The 20,277-nt window shown below is 40.1% G+C and carries 14 protein-coding genes; 9 read left to right on the top strand and 5 right to left on the bottom strand.

The genetic code is table 11. The features are described 5' to 3' along the window. Positions 1-20: 20 nt before the first annotated feature. The 3 genes from M2273_RS01665 to M2273_RS01655 form a co-directional block, all read right to left on the bottom strand. Positions 21-1,577: a phosphatase PAP2 family protein gene (locus M2273_RS01665; RefSeq protein ID WP_429392164.1), complete on the bottom strand. Its 1,557-nt coding sequence runs from the start codon at positions 1,575-1,577 to the stop codon at positions 21-23. Between the two features lie 27 nt (positions 1,578-1,604). Next, positions 1,605-2,540 carry a hypothetical protein gene (locus tag M2273_RS01660; RefSeq protein ID WP_429392162.1) on the bottom strand — a complete coding sequence of 312 codons (936 nt, stop codon included), beginning with the start codon at positions 2,538-2,540 and terminating at the stop codon, positions 1,605-1,607. Between the two features lie 255 nt (positions 2,541-2,795). Then, the gene (locus M2273_RS01655) at positions 2,796-3,347 is read right to left on the bottom strand and encodes a hypothetical protein (protein ID WP_429392160.1); all 552 of its coding nucleotides are present in this window, start codon (positions 3,345-3,347) and stop codon (positions 2,796-2,798) included. Between the two features lie 171 nt (positions 3,348-3,518). Between M2273_RS01655 and M2273_RS01650 the strand changes: the two genes are divergently transcribed. From M2273_RS01650 to M2273_RS01635, 4 genes are all read left to right on the top strand, one after another. Continuing rightward, positions 3,519-4,079 carry a YeeE/YedE family protein gene (locus M2273_RS01650; RefSeq protein WP_429392158.1) on the top strand — a complete coding sequence of 187 codons (561 nt, stop codon included), beginning with the start codon at positions 3,519-3,521 and terminating at the stop codon, positions 4,077-4,079. A 2-nt stretch (positions 4,080-4,081) separates the two neighbouring features. Continuing rightward, positions 4,082-4,492, top strand: coding sequence for a DUF6691 family protein (locus M2273_RS01645; protein ID WP_429392155.1), 411 nt, complete (start codon positions 4,082-4,084; stop codon positions 4,490-4,492). A gap of 20 nt (positions 4,493-4,512) precedes the next feature. Beyond that, positions 4,513-5,097, top strand: a complete 585-nt coding sequence (locus tag M2273_RS01640; RefSeq protein ID WP_429392153.1) for a TlpA family protein disulfide reductase — start codon at positions 4,513-4,515, stop codon at positions 5,095-5,097. 157 nt (positions 5,098-5,254) lie between these two features. Then, entirely contained in the window at positions 5,255-6,805 is a 1,551-nt protein-coding gene (locus tag M2273_RS01635; protein WP_429392150.1) for an alpha-N-arabinofuranosidase, read from the top strand. Between the two features lie 78 nt (positions 6,806-6,883). Here M2273_RS01635 and M2273_RS01630 read toward each other — a convergent pair whose 3' ends face one another. After that, the gene (locus M2273_RS01630; protein ID WP_429392148.1) at positions 6,884-7,501 is read right to left on the bottom strand and encodes a beta-class carbonic anhydrase; all 618 of its coding nucleotides are present in this window, start codon (positions 7,499-7,501) and stop codon (positions 6,884-6,886) included. Between the two features lie 25 nt (positions 7,502-7,526). Continuing rightward, a complete protein-coding gene (locus M2273_RS01625; RefSeq protein WP_429392145.1) occupies positions 7,527-8,168 on the bottom strand; it encodes a redoxin domain-containing protein in 642 nt (213 codons plus the stop codon). A gap of 463 nt (positions 8,169-8,631) precedes the next feature. Between M2273_RS01625 and M2273_RS01620 the strand changes: the two genes are divergently transcribed. The 5 genes from M2273_RS01620 to M2273_RS01600 all read left to right on the top strand — a co-directional run bounded on the left by M2273_RS01620 (position 8,632) and on the right by M2273_RS01600 (position 20,260). After that, positions 8,632-10,254, top strand: a complete 1,623-nt coding sequence (locus M2273_RS01620; RefSeq protein ID WP_429392142.1) for a L,D-transpeptidase family protein — start codon at positions 8,632-8,634, stop codon at positions 10,252-10,254. A gap of 398 nt (positions 10,255-10,652) precedes the next feature. Continuing rightward, on the top strand, positions 10,653-13,850 hold the full coding sequence (locus M2273_RS01615) for a SusC/RagA family TonB-linked outer membrane protein (RefSeq protein ID WP_429392140.1): 3,198 nt from the start codon (positions 10,653-10,655) through the stop codon (positions 13,848-13,850). Positions 13,851-13,855: 5 nt separating this feature from the next. After that, positions 13,856-15,448, top strand: a complete 1,593-nt coding sequence (locus tag M2273_RS01610) for a SusD/RagB family nutrient-binding outer membrane lipoprotein (protein ID WP_429392137.1) — start codon at positions 13,856-13,858, stop codon at positions 15,446-15,448. Positions 15,449-15,725: 277 nt separating this feature from the next. Next, entirely contained in the window at positions 15,726-18,920 is a 3,195-nt protein-coding gene (locus M2273_RS01605; RefSeq protein ID WP_429392136.1) for a VCBS repeat-containing protein, read from the top strand. Then, positions 18,920-20,260, top strand: coding sequence for a vanadium-dependent haloperoxidase (locus M2273_RS01600; protein ID WP_429392134.1), 1,341 nt, complete (start codon positions 18,920-18,922; stop codon positions 20,258-20,260). The genes M2273_RS01605 and M2273_RS01600 overlap by 1 nt, the downstream gene beginning before the upstream one ends. Positions 20,261-20,277: the final 17 nt, after the last annotated feature.

The following is a 20,277-nucleotide window of genomic DNA, read 5'->3' as shown; positions in this document are numbered from 1 at the left end:
AATTTTAATACTTCGGATTGTTATTTATCTGCTCCGTCTGTTTTTGCTCTTTGTACCGCGTACTGGCCAACTTTGTTTCCGGTTACCAGGCCAACTTCACAATCACTACGGTAATGAATAGCACCGTATAACCTTGACATGGCAGCATCATGCGCCAGGTCAGTAAATTTAGTACCCCTGTCAGGAAGCAAATAAGTTAATACAGTCGCGGCTGCTCCGCTAAAATTAGAGTGCCCGGATGTATACGCCGGAAAATTTGGCACCCCAGTTAAAGTTTTAATTGCAGGGTTTGCCTGTGATGGGCGCTGGTTAAAGTAAAAATACTTGGTATCCCAGCAAACTATAGCTGCATCCATTTCGGCCATGTTTAGTAATGCAAAGTTACGTGCCCAGCGTACTTCACTGTATTTTTGTTTTACAAATTCATCAGCAGCAATGGCGTTCCAGTGGCCTGTTGGCGTATAGGTAGCCACACCATCGGCCCAAAATGCTACCTGTTCTTCATGTGCGCGTGACCTGTCTTTGCTGAATGCCAATACTTCTTCCGTTTCTTTTTTAAACTCAGGAGAGTTAGTTAAATATGGTGCCGGCGGCCTGATGGCCACTACGGTAAGTGTATCAAACAAAAACGGGATAACTTTTGAAAACAGCGGCAACATAGGAGGCCTTTTAGGTGTTTCCAGGCTAATCCAGAATTGCTCGCCTTTACTGCTGGCTATTGTTTGAAAAGCCTTCCATATATCAGGACTTCCCCCAGCCTTGCCAGCACGATCATTACGTGCACGGTTAGCAAATATAGCGGCAACCTGTTTACCTAATGATTCGCCCGCATTAATCTCTCCCCTGGTATTGGCACCAGCCATTATTCTGTATAATTTTTCTTCATCAGCCTTTTGCTGAATAAAAGCTATTTCGGTTGGAAATAATAGTTTCATTATCTCAACGGCAGCACCAGCGGCAACAGCATCCTCGCTCGGATATGATGGCAATTCAGATGCCGGAACTAAAGCCTGAACTCCTGAATCATTTTTGTAAGGAGCGGTGCGTTTGTATATATTTTTAAAATGCCAGGCAGCCACCAATGCGTCATACTGCGCTGCACTTACATAAGCATAGGCACGTGCCGCGTACGGCGGGTTTGAAAAAGGGAATTCGGGATAATTGAACGGATTGGCCGAATTAGGGGCCGGATAAGTACCGTCAGGGTTCTGATACGGCGGTACATTATGCTTTGCTACCAGCTCACGTAATATCTCATTCCAACGTAATACCGAGCCAGCGCTCCAGTATTTAATAGATGCCTTCTGATCACTGCTTAAATTACGCTGAAGCGCTTTGATTTCATTTAAATCGGCAACATAAGCCGGCGATGCAACGGCATCCGGTGCGGCTACATTCAGTACACTAAAATCGGTTACCAGTACTGGCTTCCAGGTATCAGCATTCAGATCAATATTACCTGGTGCAAGCGCAGGATACAGTGAAGTGCGGTCAACAACATCTTTTTTACATGATGAACCAAAAATGGTTACACCTAAAAGAATGGTTGGGATTATATAAAGTAATGTTCTTTTCATATCGATTATCATTAAATATCTACCTGTCTATTTCTCTTTCTTAGTGCTAAAAACATAGTACACACCTCCGTAAAAGCTTCTTGTTTGCCCAACATTTCTGCCTTTCAAAACATAATTACCACCAGCGGTAAACTCTAAACCACTGATAGACTGGAAGCTGTATTTCAATATCAACCCGGCAATGGTAGCATTCATTTTATTGCTCGGAAAAGGCATGTCGTTTTTCCTGATATCAAAACCGCCAAGGGTTGTTACTTTAGTCAACACGGCCTCAGCATTAAATTTTAAGCTGCGAAAACCCGAGCTTACAAAAAAGTTGGTAACATTTGGCATTTCAACCTCATTGGTATAATGCATTTCGGTTGTGTAGTATGAATTTCTGTCAATAGTGATATTGCTGCGCCTAATGTATTGCCCGGCACCAGCTACAAAGAACCTACCTGTTTGATAATTAAGCAAACCACGTAAAGCCACATTCTTGCTGTGTAAACCTATTGATAAGGGTAAAAAATCGGCTTCGTAATTAGTTAACGGGATCGATCCGGATAAAATAGCATGGAAACTAAATAATCCTTTGCCTAACTCCTCCTTAATGGCCATCCATTTTACAGACCCACTCAGGTCCTGAAAATTTTGTTCCCCTCTTAGAGTCCCGGCTGTTGCGTGGGTTTTAACATAAGGCACCATCAGTGTTAGGTTAATGCGGTTTGATAGTCCGTAAGTACCGCCCACCATATACGTACTGGTGCTCACGGTACCCAAGTTAAGGTTATCGCGCTTAAAGGTACCTTCCCAGTAATGATCCCAACTGCCATGGGTATATATACCGGCCGCACAAAAATAATTTTCAGGGATCATGAGCGCGTCGGCATCTGTTTGGGCCTTAGCAAATTGCGAAAGCGTAAGACAGCAAGCCGTAACTAAACAGCACCTGTAAAAATTCATTGATAAAAATTTCATCATATATATTAATTAGGGTTTTGCTAATAAAATAATTAGAAACAGGCTGAAAGACAATTATTCAAAAGCACCCTGAATAAGAATGTTCTTAATAATTTATCAGCAATAAAAAGATAATTGAGTGTAAACTATGTTATAGTTAATAATATGCGCATTACAATAAAATGCAACAACTTGTTCTTGAACAATTATCAAACGGATTTATAGCTTTAATTAAAGCATATAAAGCAATTCAACATCATAATTTACAGGTAATAATTAGCAGGTAAAATCTGGCGGTTTGCCGGGCGATTCGATAAAGGGAGAATTTAAATGGTAAGATATAGGGTTTATGCGCATTTTAAGCATTGTTGAAAATGCTAAAAATTGGTAATGCATTTCCTGGAAACTATATTCACTACCGAAACTTACTTTTTTGAGAGAGGATTCATGTCCTTTTTTACTCAGGGGAACATCACTGAACTCTTTGGCGATAATTAAGTTTGCAGTTACAAGGCGGGTTTTAACACTATTGGCAATGCAAATGAATGACATCGTGTCCCTGGTAACTTTATATCTTAAATAATTATAATAAACGCCTTTTAGCTGAAGCTGGCCATGATCAACTACATAATCACTCCATTCGTGAATACCCGGTAAATGCACGGGAAGCTTTATTTCAACAAGTTTGGTGGAGTCTACCTTGTTTTCGTAGATCTGTTTAACTATCTGAACTTCCGACCGGTGAATTAAATACTTAAATACCAAATTGTATCCGCCCAAATTGAACAGGTGTACATTTAATAATAATATGGCAATAAGCTTTTTCACCAAATGAAGTAATTAACAAGGGGTATAAACTATTGTAAATATATTGATACAGTTGATTAAAACAAATAAAAAAATAAAATTACTTTTATTCGTGTAAATAGCACTGGTACAAATTATAGTATTGCTATTTACTATAGATACCTTTGTTAGGATGAGTTATGGCTTGTAATTATGGACTTCTTTAAACAACCCTGGCCCTGGTATGTGGCAGGCCCTCTGATAGGCCTTGTTGTGCCCGCCCTTTTATTAATGGGCAATAAGGCATTTGGTATATCATCTTCACTAAGGCATATCTGCGCTGCCTGTTTACCTGCAAATATTCCATTTTTTAAATACGACTGGAAAAAAGAGAGCTGGAACCTGTTTTTTGTTGCCGGCATTATGCTTGGCGGATATATAGCAACTCAATATTTATCAGGGAACCATGCGGTTAATATTAATCCACAAACCGCTACCCTGCTCAAACGACAAGGCGTAAATGATTTTAGCAGTTTATTACCAGGGGATATATTCAGCTTTCAACAACTGTTATCATTAAGGGGCTTCATCTTTATAGTTATTGGCGGTTTTATGGTTGGCTTTGGTACAAGGTATGCCGGTGGCTGCACATCGGGTCATGCTATAATGGGTATATCAACTTTGCAGTGGCCATCAATGGTAGCTACCTGTTGTTTTATGATTGGCGGCTTTATCATGACCTGGTTTATTTTACCATACCTTATCCAGCTATAAATATGCGTAACATCAAATACCTTATTACAGGCTTGCTTTTTGGAATAGTGCTGGTTAAATCAGAGGTTATATCCTGGTTCAGGATACAGGAAATGTTCAAGTTGCAATCCTTCCACATGTACGGCATTATTGGTAGCGCTATATTGGTCGGCATGGTTTCCGTTTTATTAATTAAACATTTTAAAATCAAAACCTTACCCGGCGAAGCTGTAGTGATCCCCACAAAAAAGTTTCATTGGGGTAATGTTTATGGTGGATTGATATTTGGTTTGGGTTGGGCGATTACAGGCGCTTGTCCGGGCCCGCTGTTTGCCCAGATCGGTAGTGGCTTTGGTGTAATTACTATTACACTACTCAGCGCCATTGCGGGCACATGGGTTTATGGTTTATTGCGTGACAAACTTCCGCATTGATTTTTTTATAATTTAAAGGTATGCTGAAAAGAAAAATAACCGCGGGAAATGTTTTGTATGCGTTAATGATGGTTGTTGTTCTTGTTATGCTGATTAACCCCAGCGCAAAGAGTTTGTTGATAAGAAGCCTGATGAAAGTTGGTTTCTTTCAGCCTTCAATACCGGTTGCTGTTTCAAAAAAACCTTTGGCCGATCCATTTAACATCAGCTTCAGGGATAACAATGGTAAAACAGTTAATACAGCCGACCTGAAGGGCAAAGTGATATTTGTTAATTTTTGGGCCACCTGGTGCCCACCTTGCATTGCCGAAATGCCATCTGTTAACGAGCTGTATGCACAGTTTAAAAACAACCCTAACGTAGTTTTTATGATTGTTGATGTAGATAATGATTATAAAAAAGCAAATGGGTTTATGCAGCAACATCAATATAGCTTGCCCATGTTCACCCTGACCAGCGAGGTTCCGGATGATATAATGGACGGTACTATCCCTACCACGTTGGTTTTTAATAAAAACGGGGACCTTATATACAGCCATTCGGGTGCTGCTGATTATAGCAGCAGTAAGTTTGTAAATTTTTTACAAGCGGTTAGTAAACTTTAATTAAGAGTATTTTGATCATTATCTAATAATAATTGTGATCTATACACAAATTAAAACCAATAATTTAACCTGATTATTAAAAATTAATATTTGTTCTTTATACACTTATTAATTTTTTTTCTTTTATTTACATATCCAAATCAGAACCTAAAAATCAATGAAAAAGAAAACACTTATCTACCTGTGTACTTTAGCCTTATGCCTCATTACGGCCTCGGGCTTTGGTCAAACCGGCACAATCACTATCAGCAACGATTCAAAAACAACCATCAGCCGCAACATTTACGGTCAATTTGCCGAACACCTGGGTCGCGGCATCTATGATGGTTTTTGGGTTGATAAATCATTACCTGTAAAAAAACAGGGCCGCATAAGACTTGATATTGTTGATGCCTTAAAAAAAATAAAGATCCCCAACCTGCGCTGGCCCGGTGGATGTTTTGCCGATGAATACCATTGGCGCGATGGTGTTGGCCCCTCCGCGCAACGCCCACGCATGGTTAATACCAACTGGGGCGGTGTAACTGAAGACAACAGTTTCGGCACACATGAATTTTTGGAGCTTTGCAGCTTACTAAAATGCGAACCCTATATAGCCGGTAACGTAGGCAGCGGCACCGTTGATGAAATGTCGAAATGGATTGAGTACCTGAACTCCAACAGCACAAGCACTGTAGTAAAGGAAAGGGTAAAAAATGGTCACCCCGAGCCTTACAAGGTTAGTTTTTGGGGTGTGGGTAACGAGAGCTGGGGCTGCGGTGGTAACATGACACCCGAGTTTTATGCCGATCAGTTTAAACGTTATGCTTCTTTTGCTAAAGATTACCCCGGCGCCAAACTTAAGAAAATAGCCACCGGCGCCAATGCCGGTGATTATAACTGGACCGAAGTATGTATGAAAAACATACCATTACACATGATGTATGGCATATCACTTCATTACTACACTATACCTACGGGCAGTTGGGGCAAAAAAGGGTCAGCAACAGCGTTTAGCGAAAAGGAATATTTTGGTACCATGGTGAATTGTCTAAAAATGGAAGAACTTGTTACCAAGCACTCGGCTATTATGGATAAATATGATCCTGAAAAGCGTGTGGCTCTGGTAGTTGACGAGTGGGGTATTTGGACAGACCCTGAACCAGGTACTAATCCCGGCTTTTTATACCAACAAAACAGCCTGCGCGATGCATTGATCGCTGCAACAACCCTTAACATTTTTAATAACCATAGCGACAGGGTTAAGATGGCCGCTCTGGCTCAAACTATAAACGTACTGCAAGCCCTTATTTTAACCGATAAGGAAAAAATGGTGCTTACCCCTACCTACCATATATTTGATATGTATAAAGTGCATCAGGATGCCAAATACCTGCCTATAAAATTAGATGTACCTGATTATGAAGTTGACGGTAAAAAGATCCCGGCGGTAAACGCTTCCGCATCGCAGGATGCTACAGGAAAGGTTCATATTTCATTGGTTAACCTTGATATCCACAACCCGGTAACCATTACTACTGGTTTTAAGGATATTAATTGGTCAACTATAAGCGGTCAGGTACTAACCTCTGCCAATGTTACCAACATAAACACTTTTAAGGATCCGAATAAAATTCACCTGAGCAATTTTACAGGCGCTAAAAAAGATGGCGACAAACTGGTAGTTACGCTACCTGCCAAATCAGTGGTAACTCTGGAGTTGAATTAGGATCTTAAATTATTCTAATGAATAAAGCCTGTTTGATCCATATCAAACAGGCTTTATTTTGATGTATGCTCTTACAGATCAAATTAAAACTTCGCCTGCATGTGTTGCTTCCGGAACCTCGATCAGCTTGCCCGAATGTACATAATAAATATATCCGTAAATGGGGATACTTTTTGAAACCAGCGGATGCTGCCTTATCCGCTGTACATCCTCAATAACGCTTGCCTCCAGGTTTTTAAAAGTTAAAAAAGCAATATGATTAGCCTCATTCGAGCCACCGCTTTCTTCGGTATTCCGCCAGCCGTTTTCATCTACAGTGGCCGTTTTAAGGCTTTTAGCTAACAGATCGCGGATAATTTCATCCGTAAACAAAGCCATACCACAGTCGGTATGATGAATAACAAACCACTCTTTTGTTCCCAATAATTTATGCGAAATGACCAATGACCTAATGGCATCATCGCTGGCCCGACCACCTGCATTACGTATCACATGCGCATCGCCTTCGGCAAGGCCGGCATATTTAGCGGGGTCTAACCGGGCATCCATACAAGTTAAAATAGCAAACCGGCGCGCCGGAGGTATGGTTAATTTAGACTTATCGCCAAAATGCTTTACATATTCCTGGTTAGCTGCAAGCACCTGCTGATGCACCCTAGTCTTAACCTTTTGTAACTCATCTATTGTGTTTGACATGGCTTTCCTATTAAAACGTTCACAACTATGCCGACTTTTTACTGTTGCCGATCAGTGCTGATTCATATACTGATGAAATAATATCCCCGGCAGAAAAAGTACCTAAAAAATCCCAGTCAATATGACTATAGATAACCTGTTTTGATGGATCAATAATATAAGTAGCCAGCAAAGGCACGTTTACATCAATACCTGAAAATCTATTCCAAACCGGATCGTTTTCAGAGAAAATCCGGAATGCACGGGCTATCTCCTTGTCCTCATCATAATAAAAGTTCAGGGTCAGGCTGTTTTCCCAGGCTTTCTTTTCCAGTTCGTCAGTACGTTCATCGCTAATGATAAGCAGGTTGCCCCCGCTTGCTTTTATTTCGTTATGGATATTATTAAGCTGTTTTAGCAAGTTAAAGCCCTGTTCACGCCAGTGATGCGAGTAAAAGGCAATAACCAATGGTTTATTTAACAAATGCCTTAAAGAAACAGGGCCATGTGTTTCGGCGCCATTAAAAAACTGTTGCCAGCGGCTATAGTCATTATATAATTTAAGTCCGGGTATAAAGTTACCTGCTTTTACAGGTTTTAAAGGCTGATAAGGTTTAAACGGGAGATCAGCATCGGCAACAATTTCTGACAGATCAAAAAACGGATATTTATTATTTGTAGTTAACATTTTTTGTAGAATGAAGATTTAATGGAATAATGTTTTTTATTGATGCGATGATTTACTAATTCAATCGCAACAACGGCACAATCCGTAAATTATATGGTATTGATATAACAGCCTGTTGGTTGCAGACGTGCTAATTTGATTAACCAGATAAGTGTTCATAAAAAATATGTTAAATAATGAAGTCAGTAAAATTTTAATTGATCAGAGGTTTGGAGATAGGGAAAACTCAACAACAGTAACACATACACAGCATATTTTTAAGTTTATTACCACTTAAAAAGCTGGTTATATACTGGTTAAATTTATTGTCTGACATAATTCTGAATGATATAGAACAAATATACTATTAAATCTATAAACTTAGTATACATTTTTTGAAATAATTATTCTATTTTTTGTTTCCTATCTTTCCGGCAAAAAATATTCTATGTTAAGCAGGTCATACACGTACTATACTTTACTTATGGCTGTATGCATTTTTACACTATTTAGCTGTAAGCAAAATGCCAAACGTAACCAGCAATCAAAAGCCGATTCACTAAAAAAGAAAATAGTTAAGGAATGGAATAAAACCATACCCGGCAATTTCAGTGATCAAACTAAAGCTACTTTTGACAGTGCGCAGATAGTAATTTTTCTTAAAAAATATCCGGCCTTTAATGCTTATGCTCAGGATATCAACCTATTTTATAGTAAACGTAGGTTTGCTTACGCATGGTATGTTAATGGTGTGCTGATTGAGCAGGCCGGAAACCTATCAGACAGGTTAATCAATTTGCAAAACGAAGGCGTATATAAAGCCATCCCCTACCCAAAATCGTTAGATTCATTGATATTTGATGTCCATCCCAAAGCAAAGCCAGGAAAAATAAATATCAACACCGAGTTGATGCTTACCGCGCAATATTTTGTTTTTTCAAAACTGGCTTTCCAGGGGATGAGTGATTCAATAACCCGCTCGGTTAATTGGTACCTGCCCCGGAAAAAGGTGTCATACAACGATTACCTTGACAGTTTGTTAAAAAAACCAGGAAAACCGGGCAGTACTATGCCCGAACCTGTTTACAGGCAATATGATTTGTTAAAAAACTACCTGGCCAAATATCGCCATCTTGATGTTACAGACAAGTGGCTACCCATTATTCTGGATGAAAAATTAAAACCCGGCGATTCTCTGGAAGTAATATCTTTAATAAAGAGGCGGCTTTATAAACTGGAAGATTTTAAAGGTGACACTTTAAATAATGTTTACAACGATGAGTTGAAAGAGGCGTTTAAGCAGTTTCAGCTAAGGCATGGCCTAACTGCCGACGGCATTGCAGGCTCAGGCACTATTGCCGAATTAAATGTGCCCATAAAAAACCGCATACAGCAAATCCTGGTTAATATGGAGCGTTGCCGCTGGCTCCCGGTAAGCCTGAACACCGATTACCTTGCCGTTAATATACCCGAATTTAAGCTGCATGTTTATCATGCCGACAGTTTACTTTGGAGCTGCAATGTAGTGGTTGGCCAGGAAGTGCATCAAACGGTTATTTTTTATGGCGTAATGCAGTTTGTTGTTTTTAGCCCTTACTGGAATTTACCCGAAAGTATTATCCGCAACGAGGTTTTACCTGCTATAAAAAGAAACCCTAACTATATTAATGAGCATAATATGATCATTACCGGCAAAGTCAATGGCTTGCCTGTGATCAAACAAAAACCTGGCTCCGCAAATTCATTGGGATTGGTTAAATTCCTTTTCCCAAACAGCTACAGCATTTATTTGCATGACACTCCATCAAAATCATTGTTCGGCGAATCATCGAGGGCCTTTAGTCATGGTTGCATCCGTGTCGGCGAACCGGCCAGGCTTGCATCCTTTTTGTTAAAGTATGACAGCACCTGGACAGCTGCCAGAATCAACAAAGCCATGCACCTGGGTAAAGAGCAGCAAATAACCCTCAAACAAAAAACGCCTGTTTTTATAGCTTATTTCACCGCATTTACTGACAGGAGCAACAAGCTCAATTTCAGGAAGGATATTTATAACAGGGATGAACGACTGGCTTCTATGATCCTGTCAGGAAAAGGCAGTTATTAATTACTATTAATTTACATTAAACAACAATTATTCCTACCTGTAAAGTAGAGTATTATGGTTGCCCTATGCCGTAAATGCCGCTTATAATACTGTTAAATCAAAGCATTAAAATATTTTTCACGGGTTTGTAGGCAATAGTTAAAATTTAATTGTCCCTACTTTAAATCACCATAATGCCGCCCTGAATTATTTGTGGCCATTAATGTGTATTTAATATAAAGACATTATTTATTAAACCCGAAAAAATTTAGGCCTATGTAGAAAATGCTTACTTACCCTACCCCAAGGCACAATTACCCGGCGGGAATTGCTGCCCCACAGAATGATTTTTGAATGTTTATAAATACAGGTACTGGTAACAGCACCTTGTTATTAACTCCCTTTAAATTCAGCAAAATATGAAATTTTTTAAACACCCAATGGGTGTACACAGGCACTGGATATCAAAATCGTTGCCCATATGTAAATTAGCGCTTGCAGGCTTAGTTCTCATAAATATGCATGCTACAGCCGCTACGTCTCCTAAAAAAACAAACGATTTAAACTTTAATACTAAACCCAGCATTGCAAAAGTTACCGGTAAGGTAATTGATGAAAAAGGCGAACCGCTAATTGGTGTAAGCGTTAGAATAAAAGGTACCACCACAGGTACGCAAACTGATACCCAGGGCAATTTCACAGTGGATGCAACTCCGCAAACTGTATTGATTGTGAGTTATATTGGTTTTACTACCCAGGAAATAACTGTAGGTACAAGAACTTCATTAACTATTTCTTTAGTGGCCAATACCAGCCTGAATGAAGTTGTAGTTACCGCATTAGGTATTAAAAAGGAATCGAAAAAGGTTGGTTATGCTTTAACAACGGTTAAAGGCGATCTGCTTGATAAAGCAAAAGAATCAAACGTAGCCTATTCATTAACGGGCCGTGTGGCTGGTTTAAGCATTAGCGGAACCAATGGTGGAGCTGGTTCATCTGCCCGTATATTGTTACGTGGTGTAACCAGTACCAGCACTACCCAGGGACCATTGTTCGTAATTAATGGCGTTCCAATGGATAACACCCAAAGGGGTCAATCAGGCGAATGGGGCGGTGCAGATTATGGTGATGGTATTGCCAACATCAACCCGGATGATATCGAAACCATGACCGTATTAAAAGGTCAGTCGGCATCTGCGCTTTATGGTACCCGTGCCACAGGTGGTGTTATTTTGATCACTACCAAATCAGGCAAGAAAAACTCGGGCTTTGGCGTAGAGTACAATGGTAATTACCAAATGGATAGGGTTTATGATAATACAGATTTCCAAACTACATATGGCCAGGGCGAAAACGGGCTTAAACCAGTCAATGCTGCCGGAGCATTAAGTTCAGGTAACCTGGCATGGGGAGCAAAGCTTGATGGTTCACAAGTAATCCAGTTTGATGGTAAAAGTTATGCATACTCAAAAACAAGCGATAATTACACTAAATTTTACAAAACAGGTAATACTTTCACCAACACCGTTTCTTTAACTGGTGGCAATGAAACCGGCGCTTTCCGCTTGTCATTATCTGATATGAATAACCATGCTATTATACCAAACAGCGGATTGAACAGGAAAACTTTCAACTTTAACGGCTCTCAAACAGTAATCAAAAACCTGGACATTAACCTGGTTGCCAATTACATTATAGACGACGAAAAAAACCGTTCGGGTTTAAGTGATGGCCCGGGCAATCCCAACAACGTACAGTTTTTGGCACCAAATGAAGCGCAGAGCATTTTAGCGCCAGGAACAAAAGCTGACAAAACCGAACAATCATTTACAAATGATGTATACGTAACTAACCCTTACTTTGCAGCCTATAATTTTATATCCAATACAAGAAGAGAGCGCTTAATATCTTCAATATCTGCCAGGTATAGCGTAACACCATGGGCATACGTTCAAGGTCGTATAGGTTACGATAATATACATGATGAGCGTATAAATATTACCCCAACAGGTACTGCTTATAACTCTGGTAACAATGGAGATTTAACTCAACAAACAACACAAACAACTGAATTTAACGCTGATGTGCTGTTAGGTGCTAAGCACGACCTGATTAAGGACTTTTTGAACCTTGATATATCAGTGGGTGGTAACATCCGTAAGAACCAATATGACGGTACAAGAATAAAAGCAAATAATTTTATTATTCCTTATTTTTATGACCTGTCAAACGGTTTAACAAGAACCAGCGGAACTATTGGATCTGATTCTGATTCACCAGATGATGACCCTAAAAAACAACAAGTTAATTCTGCGTATTACACCGCTGATTTTGCTATAAAAAACTTTTTAGTTTTAAGTACCAACGGACGTTATGATTATTATAGCAGTATATCAAAAGAATTAGGCCCCGGAATTTTCACTCCTTCCGTTTCAGCAAGTTTTATATTCTCAGATCTTACTCATATAAATGGCCTTGATTTCGGAAAACTTCGTCTTTCTTTCGCAAAAACAAGTGCTGGTGCGCTACCATATGCAAACAGAGTTTACTACAAAGTAGCCAATTCAATTAATGGGAATAATGCCGTTAATTTTTCTGATCAACTACCTAACGCAAATTTAAAGCCATTTACGCTGACTGAGTTTGAAATTGGTACTGAGCTAAAATTCCTCAACGATCGTATAGGATTAGATGTTTCTTATTTCAGCAGAAAAACTAAAAATGAGATAGTTAACAGTAGTATTGATTGGTCAACAGGTTATCAGCACTATTACATTCCTACCGCGTCCGTTAGCAATAAAGGTATAGAGGTGGAGTTGCATGGCTCACCTGTGAGAACCAGCACCTTTAGCTGGAACCCTTCTTTTAACTTTACTTATATTAAAAATAAAGTATTGGCTACTGATGCTACTGACAGCAATATTGGTTTGGGTACTTATCGCCCGTTAAATGCGACCACAGCTTTTGTTAAAGGTATGGCTGGTCCGCAAATTCTGGCTAATGACTATAAACGCGATGCCAGTGGCAACATTATATTTGACGCCACCGGTAATGCCGAAATCACAGCACGTACACCAATGGGAAGTGTAACACCTAAATTTTACGGTGGTTTCAATAATGATTTTACCTATAAAAACTTTAACCTGGGCTTCCTTGTTGATTATCGTTTTGGTAACAAGGTATTATCAGCGACTAATTACTACAGCATTTTCCGCGGTTTAAACAAAATGACCCTTGTTGGCCGTGAAACTGGTGTAGTTGGCGTTGGTGTAACCGAAAGTGGAACGCCAAATACAGTAAACGTTCCGGCCGAAACTTACTATCAAACCTTAGCGCGTAACGTTTCAGCGCTCAACGTTTTAGATGGTAGCTTTATTAAGCTGCGTCAAGTTACATTTGGCTACAGCATCCCTAAAAACATTTTAGGCAACAGCCCATTCAACTCTATTACTGTTTCATTAGTGGCCAGAAACTTATGGACAATCATGAAACATACCGACAACATTGACCCTGAATCAAATTTTGCTCCAGGTATCAATTATGCTGGTATTGAGGGTACAAGCGTACCTGCAGTTAGAACATACGGGTTAAATGTTAACTTTAAATTTAAAAAATAACAAAGATGAAAAAACAACTGATATATAGTTGCCTGCTTATAGGTGCCACCTTTATAGCGGGTTGTACTAAAAACTTTGACCAAATAAATACGGACCCCACTAAAATAGATGCAGGTTTGCTTAACCCAAACTTTTTGATGGCCCAGGCACAAATTAAGTTTTCAAATACCGGCTACGATCAATTGCTATACCAGAGTATGTGGTCACAATCGTTGGCCTCAACTTATGATTATTATGGCAATGGCGATAAATATATTTATGCAGGCAGTGGGCGCGATTATTATTCAAGAACTTGGAATACAAGCTACGGCTCTTCTACTTTGGTTGATGAGATGAAAGACCTGGTTAAGGGTAACGCGGCTTATACCAACCTTGATAATTGTGGAACCATCTTTAGGATGATGATTTTACAGCGCATAACTGATGCTTACGGGGATATCCCTTTCTCTCAGGAAGGGCAGGCTAAATCAGGTATTACTACGCCTGTTTTTGATACCCAGCAAAGCATTTATACTTCTATGCTTAGCCAGCTTGAAACCGCAACTGCAGCTTTAAATGTATCGAAAGATAAACTTACTTCTGATCTTTTCTATTCAGGTGATATCTCAAAATGGAAAAAACTTGGATATTCATTAATGTTACGCGCAGCTATGCGCCTTACTAAAGTTGACCCTGCCACTGCCCAAAAATATGCTGAAAAAGCGTATGCCGGCGGAGCAATGGCATCTATTGATGATAATGCAAAAGTAAAGGCAGATAATGCCAATGGTAACGGGAATAGTGATGCGGCAGCATTATTGGTAACTGATGACTTCAGGGAAGTAAGATGGTCAAAAACCTTGATCGACTATATGAAATTGACTGCTGATCCACGTATTAGTGCTATAGCCGAAATATCTACCGGTACTGGTAAAAAAGCCAATGAAAATCAGGTTGTAGGTATCAACACAGCAAGCCTGCAAGCAGGCATGCCGAATGGTTACGATCAAAAGGGAGGCGCTTTTGATATTTCAAAAGCTCCTGGTTATCCTGGCACAAGCCCTGCCGACCCCTCAGTTGCAAATGATGCAGCTGCTCCGGATGGCAAATATTCACGTCCGCAGTTTGCAGTATATGACGACCGTAGCCGTTATAATTTTCTGATGACTTACGGAGAAAGCGAGCTTTTATTTGCCGAAGCAGCCACAAGAGGCTGGAGTACTGGTTCTGCAGCAACACACTATGCTAATGCACTTACTGCTGATCTGCAAACCTTAGGTCAGTTTGGTACAACATCTGTACCTGCTGCAAGCATAACTGCTTATGTTGCTGCTCATCCTTTGGTTGCTGGTACTGCTTTACAACAGATTAATATGGAGTATTTTGTTGAAACATCAGCAACATTCAACTTCAATGAAACCTGGGCTAACTGGAGAAGGTCGGGAATTCCTGTTTTAACACCGGTAACTTATCCAAACCAGTTTGCTGTATCAACTATTCCAAGAAGGATCCCTTATCCGCTTGGACTGCCATCAACAAATGCTACAAATTATGCAGCTGCAGTTGCCAGGCTAACAGGTGGAGATACCTTCACTGCCAGAGTATGGTGGGATAAATAATACCCCTATAATATAATCCATTCAAAAAACAAGGCTATGGGTTCATAGCCTTGTTTTTTGATTTTATGCTAAATGGGGCGTTGATATTGGTAGTAATTGCAAATCAATTCCTTATTTTTATACATCCGGTACTCAAAATAAAATCCTCTAATTAATGTATTGTTTACTCCCATTTAGGTCCTTTTTAAAAAAGGTTTTTATCAATAAATGGAGCGCTATACTCTTTTTATGCTATTATAGCCTGGCTGTTAAAGCTCAACAGCCGCTTTTTAAACTATTGCCCCAAGAAGCAACCAGCATAAACTTCCGTAATGACCTGGTTGAGAGTGAGGGTTTAAATGTGCTGTCATACGAGTACCTGTACAATGGCGGTGGCGTTGCTGTAGGTGATATTAACAACGATGGTTTTGAGGATCTGTTTTTCACCAGTAATTTAGGACAGAACAAGCTGTATCTTAACCTGGGTAATATGAAGTTTAAAGATATTACTAAGGATGCAGGTACAGGATTAGCGGGCAGGCCGGGCGATTGGAAAACCGGTGTTACCATGGCCGATGTTAATGGCGATGGTTTACTGGATATTTATGTATGCTACTCGGGCCTTGGCGATAACAGTAAACGCCGCAATCAATTATTCATAAATAAAGGCAACAACAAATTTGTTGAACAAGCAAAAGAATACGGCTTAGATGATCCGGGGTATAGTACACAGGCTGTGTTTTTTGATTATAATAATGATGGTAAGCTTGATATGTTTTTGCTTAACCACAATGTTAAAAAGATCAGCAATTTAGAGTTTGCCCAAAACAAAAAAGAAACCGACGAACTGGCCAGTAACAAACTTTTTGAAAACCAGGGCGGTCATTTTATTGACGTTTCAAAAAAGGCAGGCATCATTCAAAATCCGCTCACTTTTGGATTGGGTGTAGCCATTGCCGATATTAATAAAGATGGTTACCAGGATATTTATGTAACTAATGATTACAACGAACCCGATTATATGTACATCAATAACGGGGACGGAACTTTTACAGACAAAAGCAAGCAAAGCTTAAGGCATCTTGCGCAATTTTCAATGGGTGTGGACATTGCCGACATGAATAATGATGGCTTTGCTGACATCCTTACCCTGGATATGTTACCGCCCGATAACCGCAGGCAAAAACTTTTACAATTACAGGAAAATTACGAATCGTTTGAGCTGATGCTGCAGCAGGACTTGTACAAACAGTACATGCGTAATATGCTACAGTTAAACAATGGCGACGGCACTTTCAGCGAGATTGGTCAACTGGCTGGCATATCAAATACAGATTGGAGCTGGTGCCCATTGATGGCCGACTTTGATAATGATGGCTATAAGGACATTTTTATATCAAATGGTTATTTCAGAGACTATACCAACAAGGATTTTTTACGCTATTGGGGCGATTACAAGCTAAAAAAAGCTATGGACCGTGAGCCCTACCTGTTAATGGACCTGGTGAAAGCCATGCCATCAACCGCTTTATCAAACTACATTTTTCAAAACAATCACGATCTTACTTTCACCGAAAAAAAACAGGATTGGGGCATAACCAAACCGGGGATATCAAATGGTGCGGTTTATGCCGACCTGGATAACGACGGTGATCTTGACCTGATTACCAACAATATTAACAGAGAAGCTTCCATATATCAAAACATGACCATGGAAACCGCCAAAAAGAATTATGTAGCTATAAGCTTAAAACAAAATGGTCCTAATGTAAATGCTATTGGCGCTAAAGTTTATTTATATAATGATAAAAAAATTCAGTACCAGGAGGTTAACCCTAACCGTGGTTATCTATCGTGTGTATCAACAGTATTAAACTTCGGTTTAGGCGATCAAGGCAAAGTTGATTCGATACGGGTGATATGGCCCGATCAAACTACACAGTTATTGACAGCTGTTAAGGTAAATCAGCGCTTAAACATTACTTACAAAAGCGGACTATCCGCATACAAACCTGTCGGCAAAAGCATTGCTAAACCCACCTTTAGCCTTGCAAAACCAATTATTGACTATAAACATACCGAAACCACCATAAATGATTTTAAGCGCCAGTTGCTGATGCTTTTTATGAGCTCAAAAACCGGCCCTGTTATAGCCAAAGGTGACGTTAACAAAGATGGACTGGAAGACCTGTTTATCGGCGGCGATCAAAACACACCTGGTAAAATATATATCCAGAAACCGGGAGGCATGTTCACGATAAACGAAGTGTCTGACCTGAACAATGAAAACACTTCGGCAGCAGTATTTTTTGATGCCAACGGCGATGGGTTCCAGGACTTATACGTAGCCAAAGGTGGCTATTCTTTATTAGAGCCCGGCACCTCTGATCTGCAGGATAAACTATATTTTAATGATGGCAAGGGCAATTTCACTTTATCAACTACTTCCCTACCCGCACTAAATGCAGATAGTAAATCATGCATCCGCCCATATGATTATAATAATGATGGTAAGATCGACCTGTTTGTTGGGGCCAGTACCATTCCCGGCCAATACCCGGTAACGCCCAAAAGTTATTTATTAACCAACGCCGGCGACGGGCACTTTGTAATTACCGATGCGCCATTTGCACAATGTGGCATGGTAAAAGATGCACAATGGGCAGACCTTAATAACGATGGCCGTAAGGACCTGATCATTTGCGGCGAGTTTATGCCCATTTTGGTTTATACCAATACAACTAATGGCTTTGTTGACGAAACCGCTAAATATTTTGACCACCAGGAAAATGGCTTTTGGAACAGCTTAACCATTGCCGATGTGGATGGCGACGGAAAGCCTGATATCATAGCAGGTAACCTCGGTAACAATACGCAAATTCACACAACTGATGCTCAGCCCGCTGAAATGTACTATGCCGATTTTGACGGTAACGGATCAATAGATCCATTTTTTAACTTTTATATACAAGGGGTGAGCTATCCGTTTGTAAGCCGCGATGAACTGAATGAGCAGATCTATCCTATGCGTAAAAAATTCAGTTCGTACAAAGCGTATTGCGATGCTACTATGAAGGATATTTTTAGTCCGGATGATCTGGCAAAAGCCACCAAGCTAACCGCTAATGACGTGCAGACCAGTTGCTTTTTAAACCGAAACGGCAAATTTATAAAAGCGCCGTTACCGCTTGAGGCCCAGTTTTCTATGGTAACCAAAGTAGTAGCTGCCGATTTTAACCATGATGGCAAAACCGACCTGTTGCTGTTGGGAAATCACGCGGATAACCGCTTAAAATTAGGCAGCTTTGATGCAAACTACGGCTGTTTGTTAACAGGTGATGGGAAAGGCGATTTTAAATATCAAAGCCAACCATCGTCCGGCCTATCAGTTACCGGTGATGTAAAATCGGCCACAGAGATAAAAATAAACGGTGCCAAATATGTGCTGATCGGTGTATCGGGCCAGGCGCTACAATTTTATAAAGAGAACTAATGATCAAAAATGTATTCACTTTTTTGCTGGTGATGTGCAGTGTTACTTTTACCTACGCGCAAAAAAGCAAAAAAACAATTCCCGAATATTTACAGCTCGACAAGGCCATCAATGCCATTTCGGCTGTGATGATACATGATGTGGTAAACCCGCCTGCTGCTGCCCGTTATTATAATTATGTGATGCTGGGCGCATACAACCTTACATCTTTAAACAATAAAGATATTGTCCCCCTGGCCAATTTTGTAAAAAGCTATAAAGAAGATAACCATATCAGCATTGATAATGGTAAGTACAATTACCAGATAGCTGCCATATACTGCATGTTGGAAACCGGCAAACAAATGCTGCCATCGGGCTTTATGCTACAAGACGATGAAGATAAGTACATCAAATTACTAAAAGCCAATAAAATTGATGACGAGGTAATAAAACAATCTATAACCGCGGCTACAGAGATGGCGGCTAAGGTCATTAAATATTCCAAAGGCGATAACTATAGCAAACTAAGTGGTAAACTGCGCTATACGCCTTTAAAAGGCGGTAAAAACTGGTATCCTACTCCTCCCACCTATATGGAAGCGGTTGAACCAAACTGGAAAACCATCCGGCCAATGCTTATCGACTCATCCAATGAATTTGTACCGGTTAGGCCCACTCCTTTTAGCACGGATAGTACGAGTGAATTTTATAAACAGGCCTATGCGGTTTATGCGGTTTCTAAAAATCCGCCAATGGAACAGATCAATATTGCTTCATTTTGGGATTGTAACCCTTTTGCTGTTACCACGTCTGGCCACATGATGATCGGGTTTAAAAAGATCAGTCCGGGTGGGCATTGGATGAATATCGCAGGTATCGCGGTAAAAAAAGCTAACCTGAGTTTTGATAAGTCTGTTACCGTGCTAACGCTGGAAGCAGTTACCCTGATGGATGCCTTTATAAGCTGTTGGGACGAGAAATACCGTAGCAATGGCATTCGCCCCGAAACTTATATCAACAAATACATCGATATTACCTGGGTGCCTTATTTACAAACACCGCCATTCCCTGAATACCCCAGCGGACACGCGGTATTGTCAAATGCCTCGGCGGGTGTTTTAACTTATCTGTTGGGCGATAATTTTTCATACACCGATGATTCTGAAGTACCATATGGCGTAGGGCCGCGAAGCTTTAAATCATTTATTGAGGCTGCCGAGGAGGCATCCATATCCCGGTTTTACGGAGGCATTCATTTTAAGGATGCCATAGTTTTCGGTAATAAACAAGGCCGGTTGGTTGGGGCTAAGGTTATTGAAAAAATTAAAGCAGCTAAAGTTACCCGCCAAAACAAGTAGGTAACTCCACGTAGTTA

The organism is Mucilaginibacter lappiensis, from assembly GCF_050433765.1.
GTDB classification, from domain to species: domain Bacteria; phylum Bacteroidota; class Bacteroidia; order Sphingobacteriales; family Sphingobacteriaceae; genus Mucilaginibacter; species Mucilaginibacter lappiensis_A.
Note: the sequence above shows the minus strand (reverse complement) of the source record. Positions and strands in the feature narration are given on the sequence as shown.

Bases quoted from the DNA above. Each gene is read 5' to 3' on its own strand.
- M2273_RS01665 (WP_429392164.1), bottom strand. From the start codon at position 1,577: ATGAAAAGAACATTACTTTATATAATCCCAACCATTCTTTTAGGTGTA.
- M2273_RS01660 (WP_429392162.1), bottom strand. From the start codon at position 2,540: ATGATGAAATTTTTATCAATGAATTTTTACAGGTGCTGTTTAGTTACG.
- M2273_RS01650 (WP_429392158.1), top strand. From the start codon at position 3,519: ATGGACTTCTTTAAACAACCCTGGCCCTGGTATGTGGCAGGCCCTCTG.
- M2273_RS01645 (WP_429392155.1), top strand. From the start codon at position 4,082: ATGCGTAACATCAAATACCTTATTACAGGCTTGCTTTTTGGAATAGTG.
- M2273_RS01640 (WP_429392153.1), top strand. From the start codon at position 4,513: ATGCTGAAAAGAAAAATAACCGCGGGAAATGTTTTGTATGCGTTAATG.
- M2273_RS01635 (WP_429392150.1), top strand. From the start codon at position 5,255: ATGAAAAAGAAAACACTTATCTACCTGTGTACTTTAGCCTTATGCCTC.
- M2273_RS01630 (WP_429392148.1), bottom strand. From the start codon at position 7,501: ATGTCAAACACAATAGATGAGTTACAAAAGGTTAAGACTAGGGTGCAT.
- M2273_RS01625 (WP_429392145.1), bottom strand. From the start codon at position 8,168: ATGTTAACTACAAATAATAAATATCCGTTTTTTGATCTGTCAGAAATT.
- M2273_RS01620 (WP_429392142.1), top strand. From the start codon at position 8,632: ATGGCTGTATGCATTTTTACACTATTTAGCTGTAAGCAAAATGCCAAA.
- M2273_RS01615 (WP_429392140.1), top strand. From the start codon at position 10,653: ATGAAATTTTTTAAACACCCAATGGGTGTACACAGGCACTGGATATCA.
- M2273_RS01610 (WP_429392137.1), top strand. From the start codon at position 13,856: ATGAAAAAACAACTGATATATAGTTGCCTGCTTATAGGTGCCACCTTT.
- M2273_RS01600 (WP_429392134.1), top strand. From the start codon at position 18,920: ATGATCAAAAATGTATTCACTTTTTTGCTGGTGATGTGCAGTGTTACT.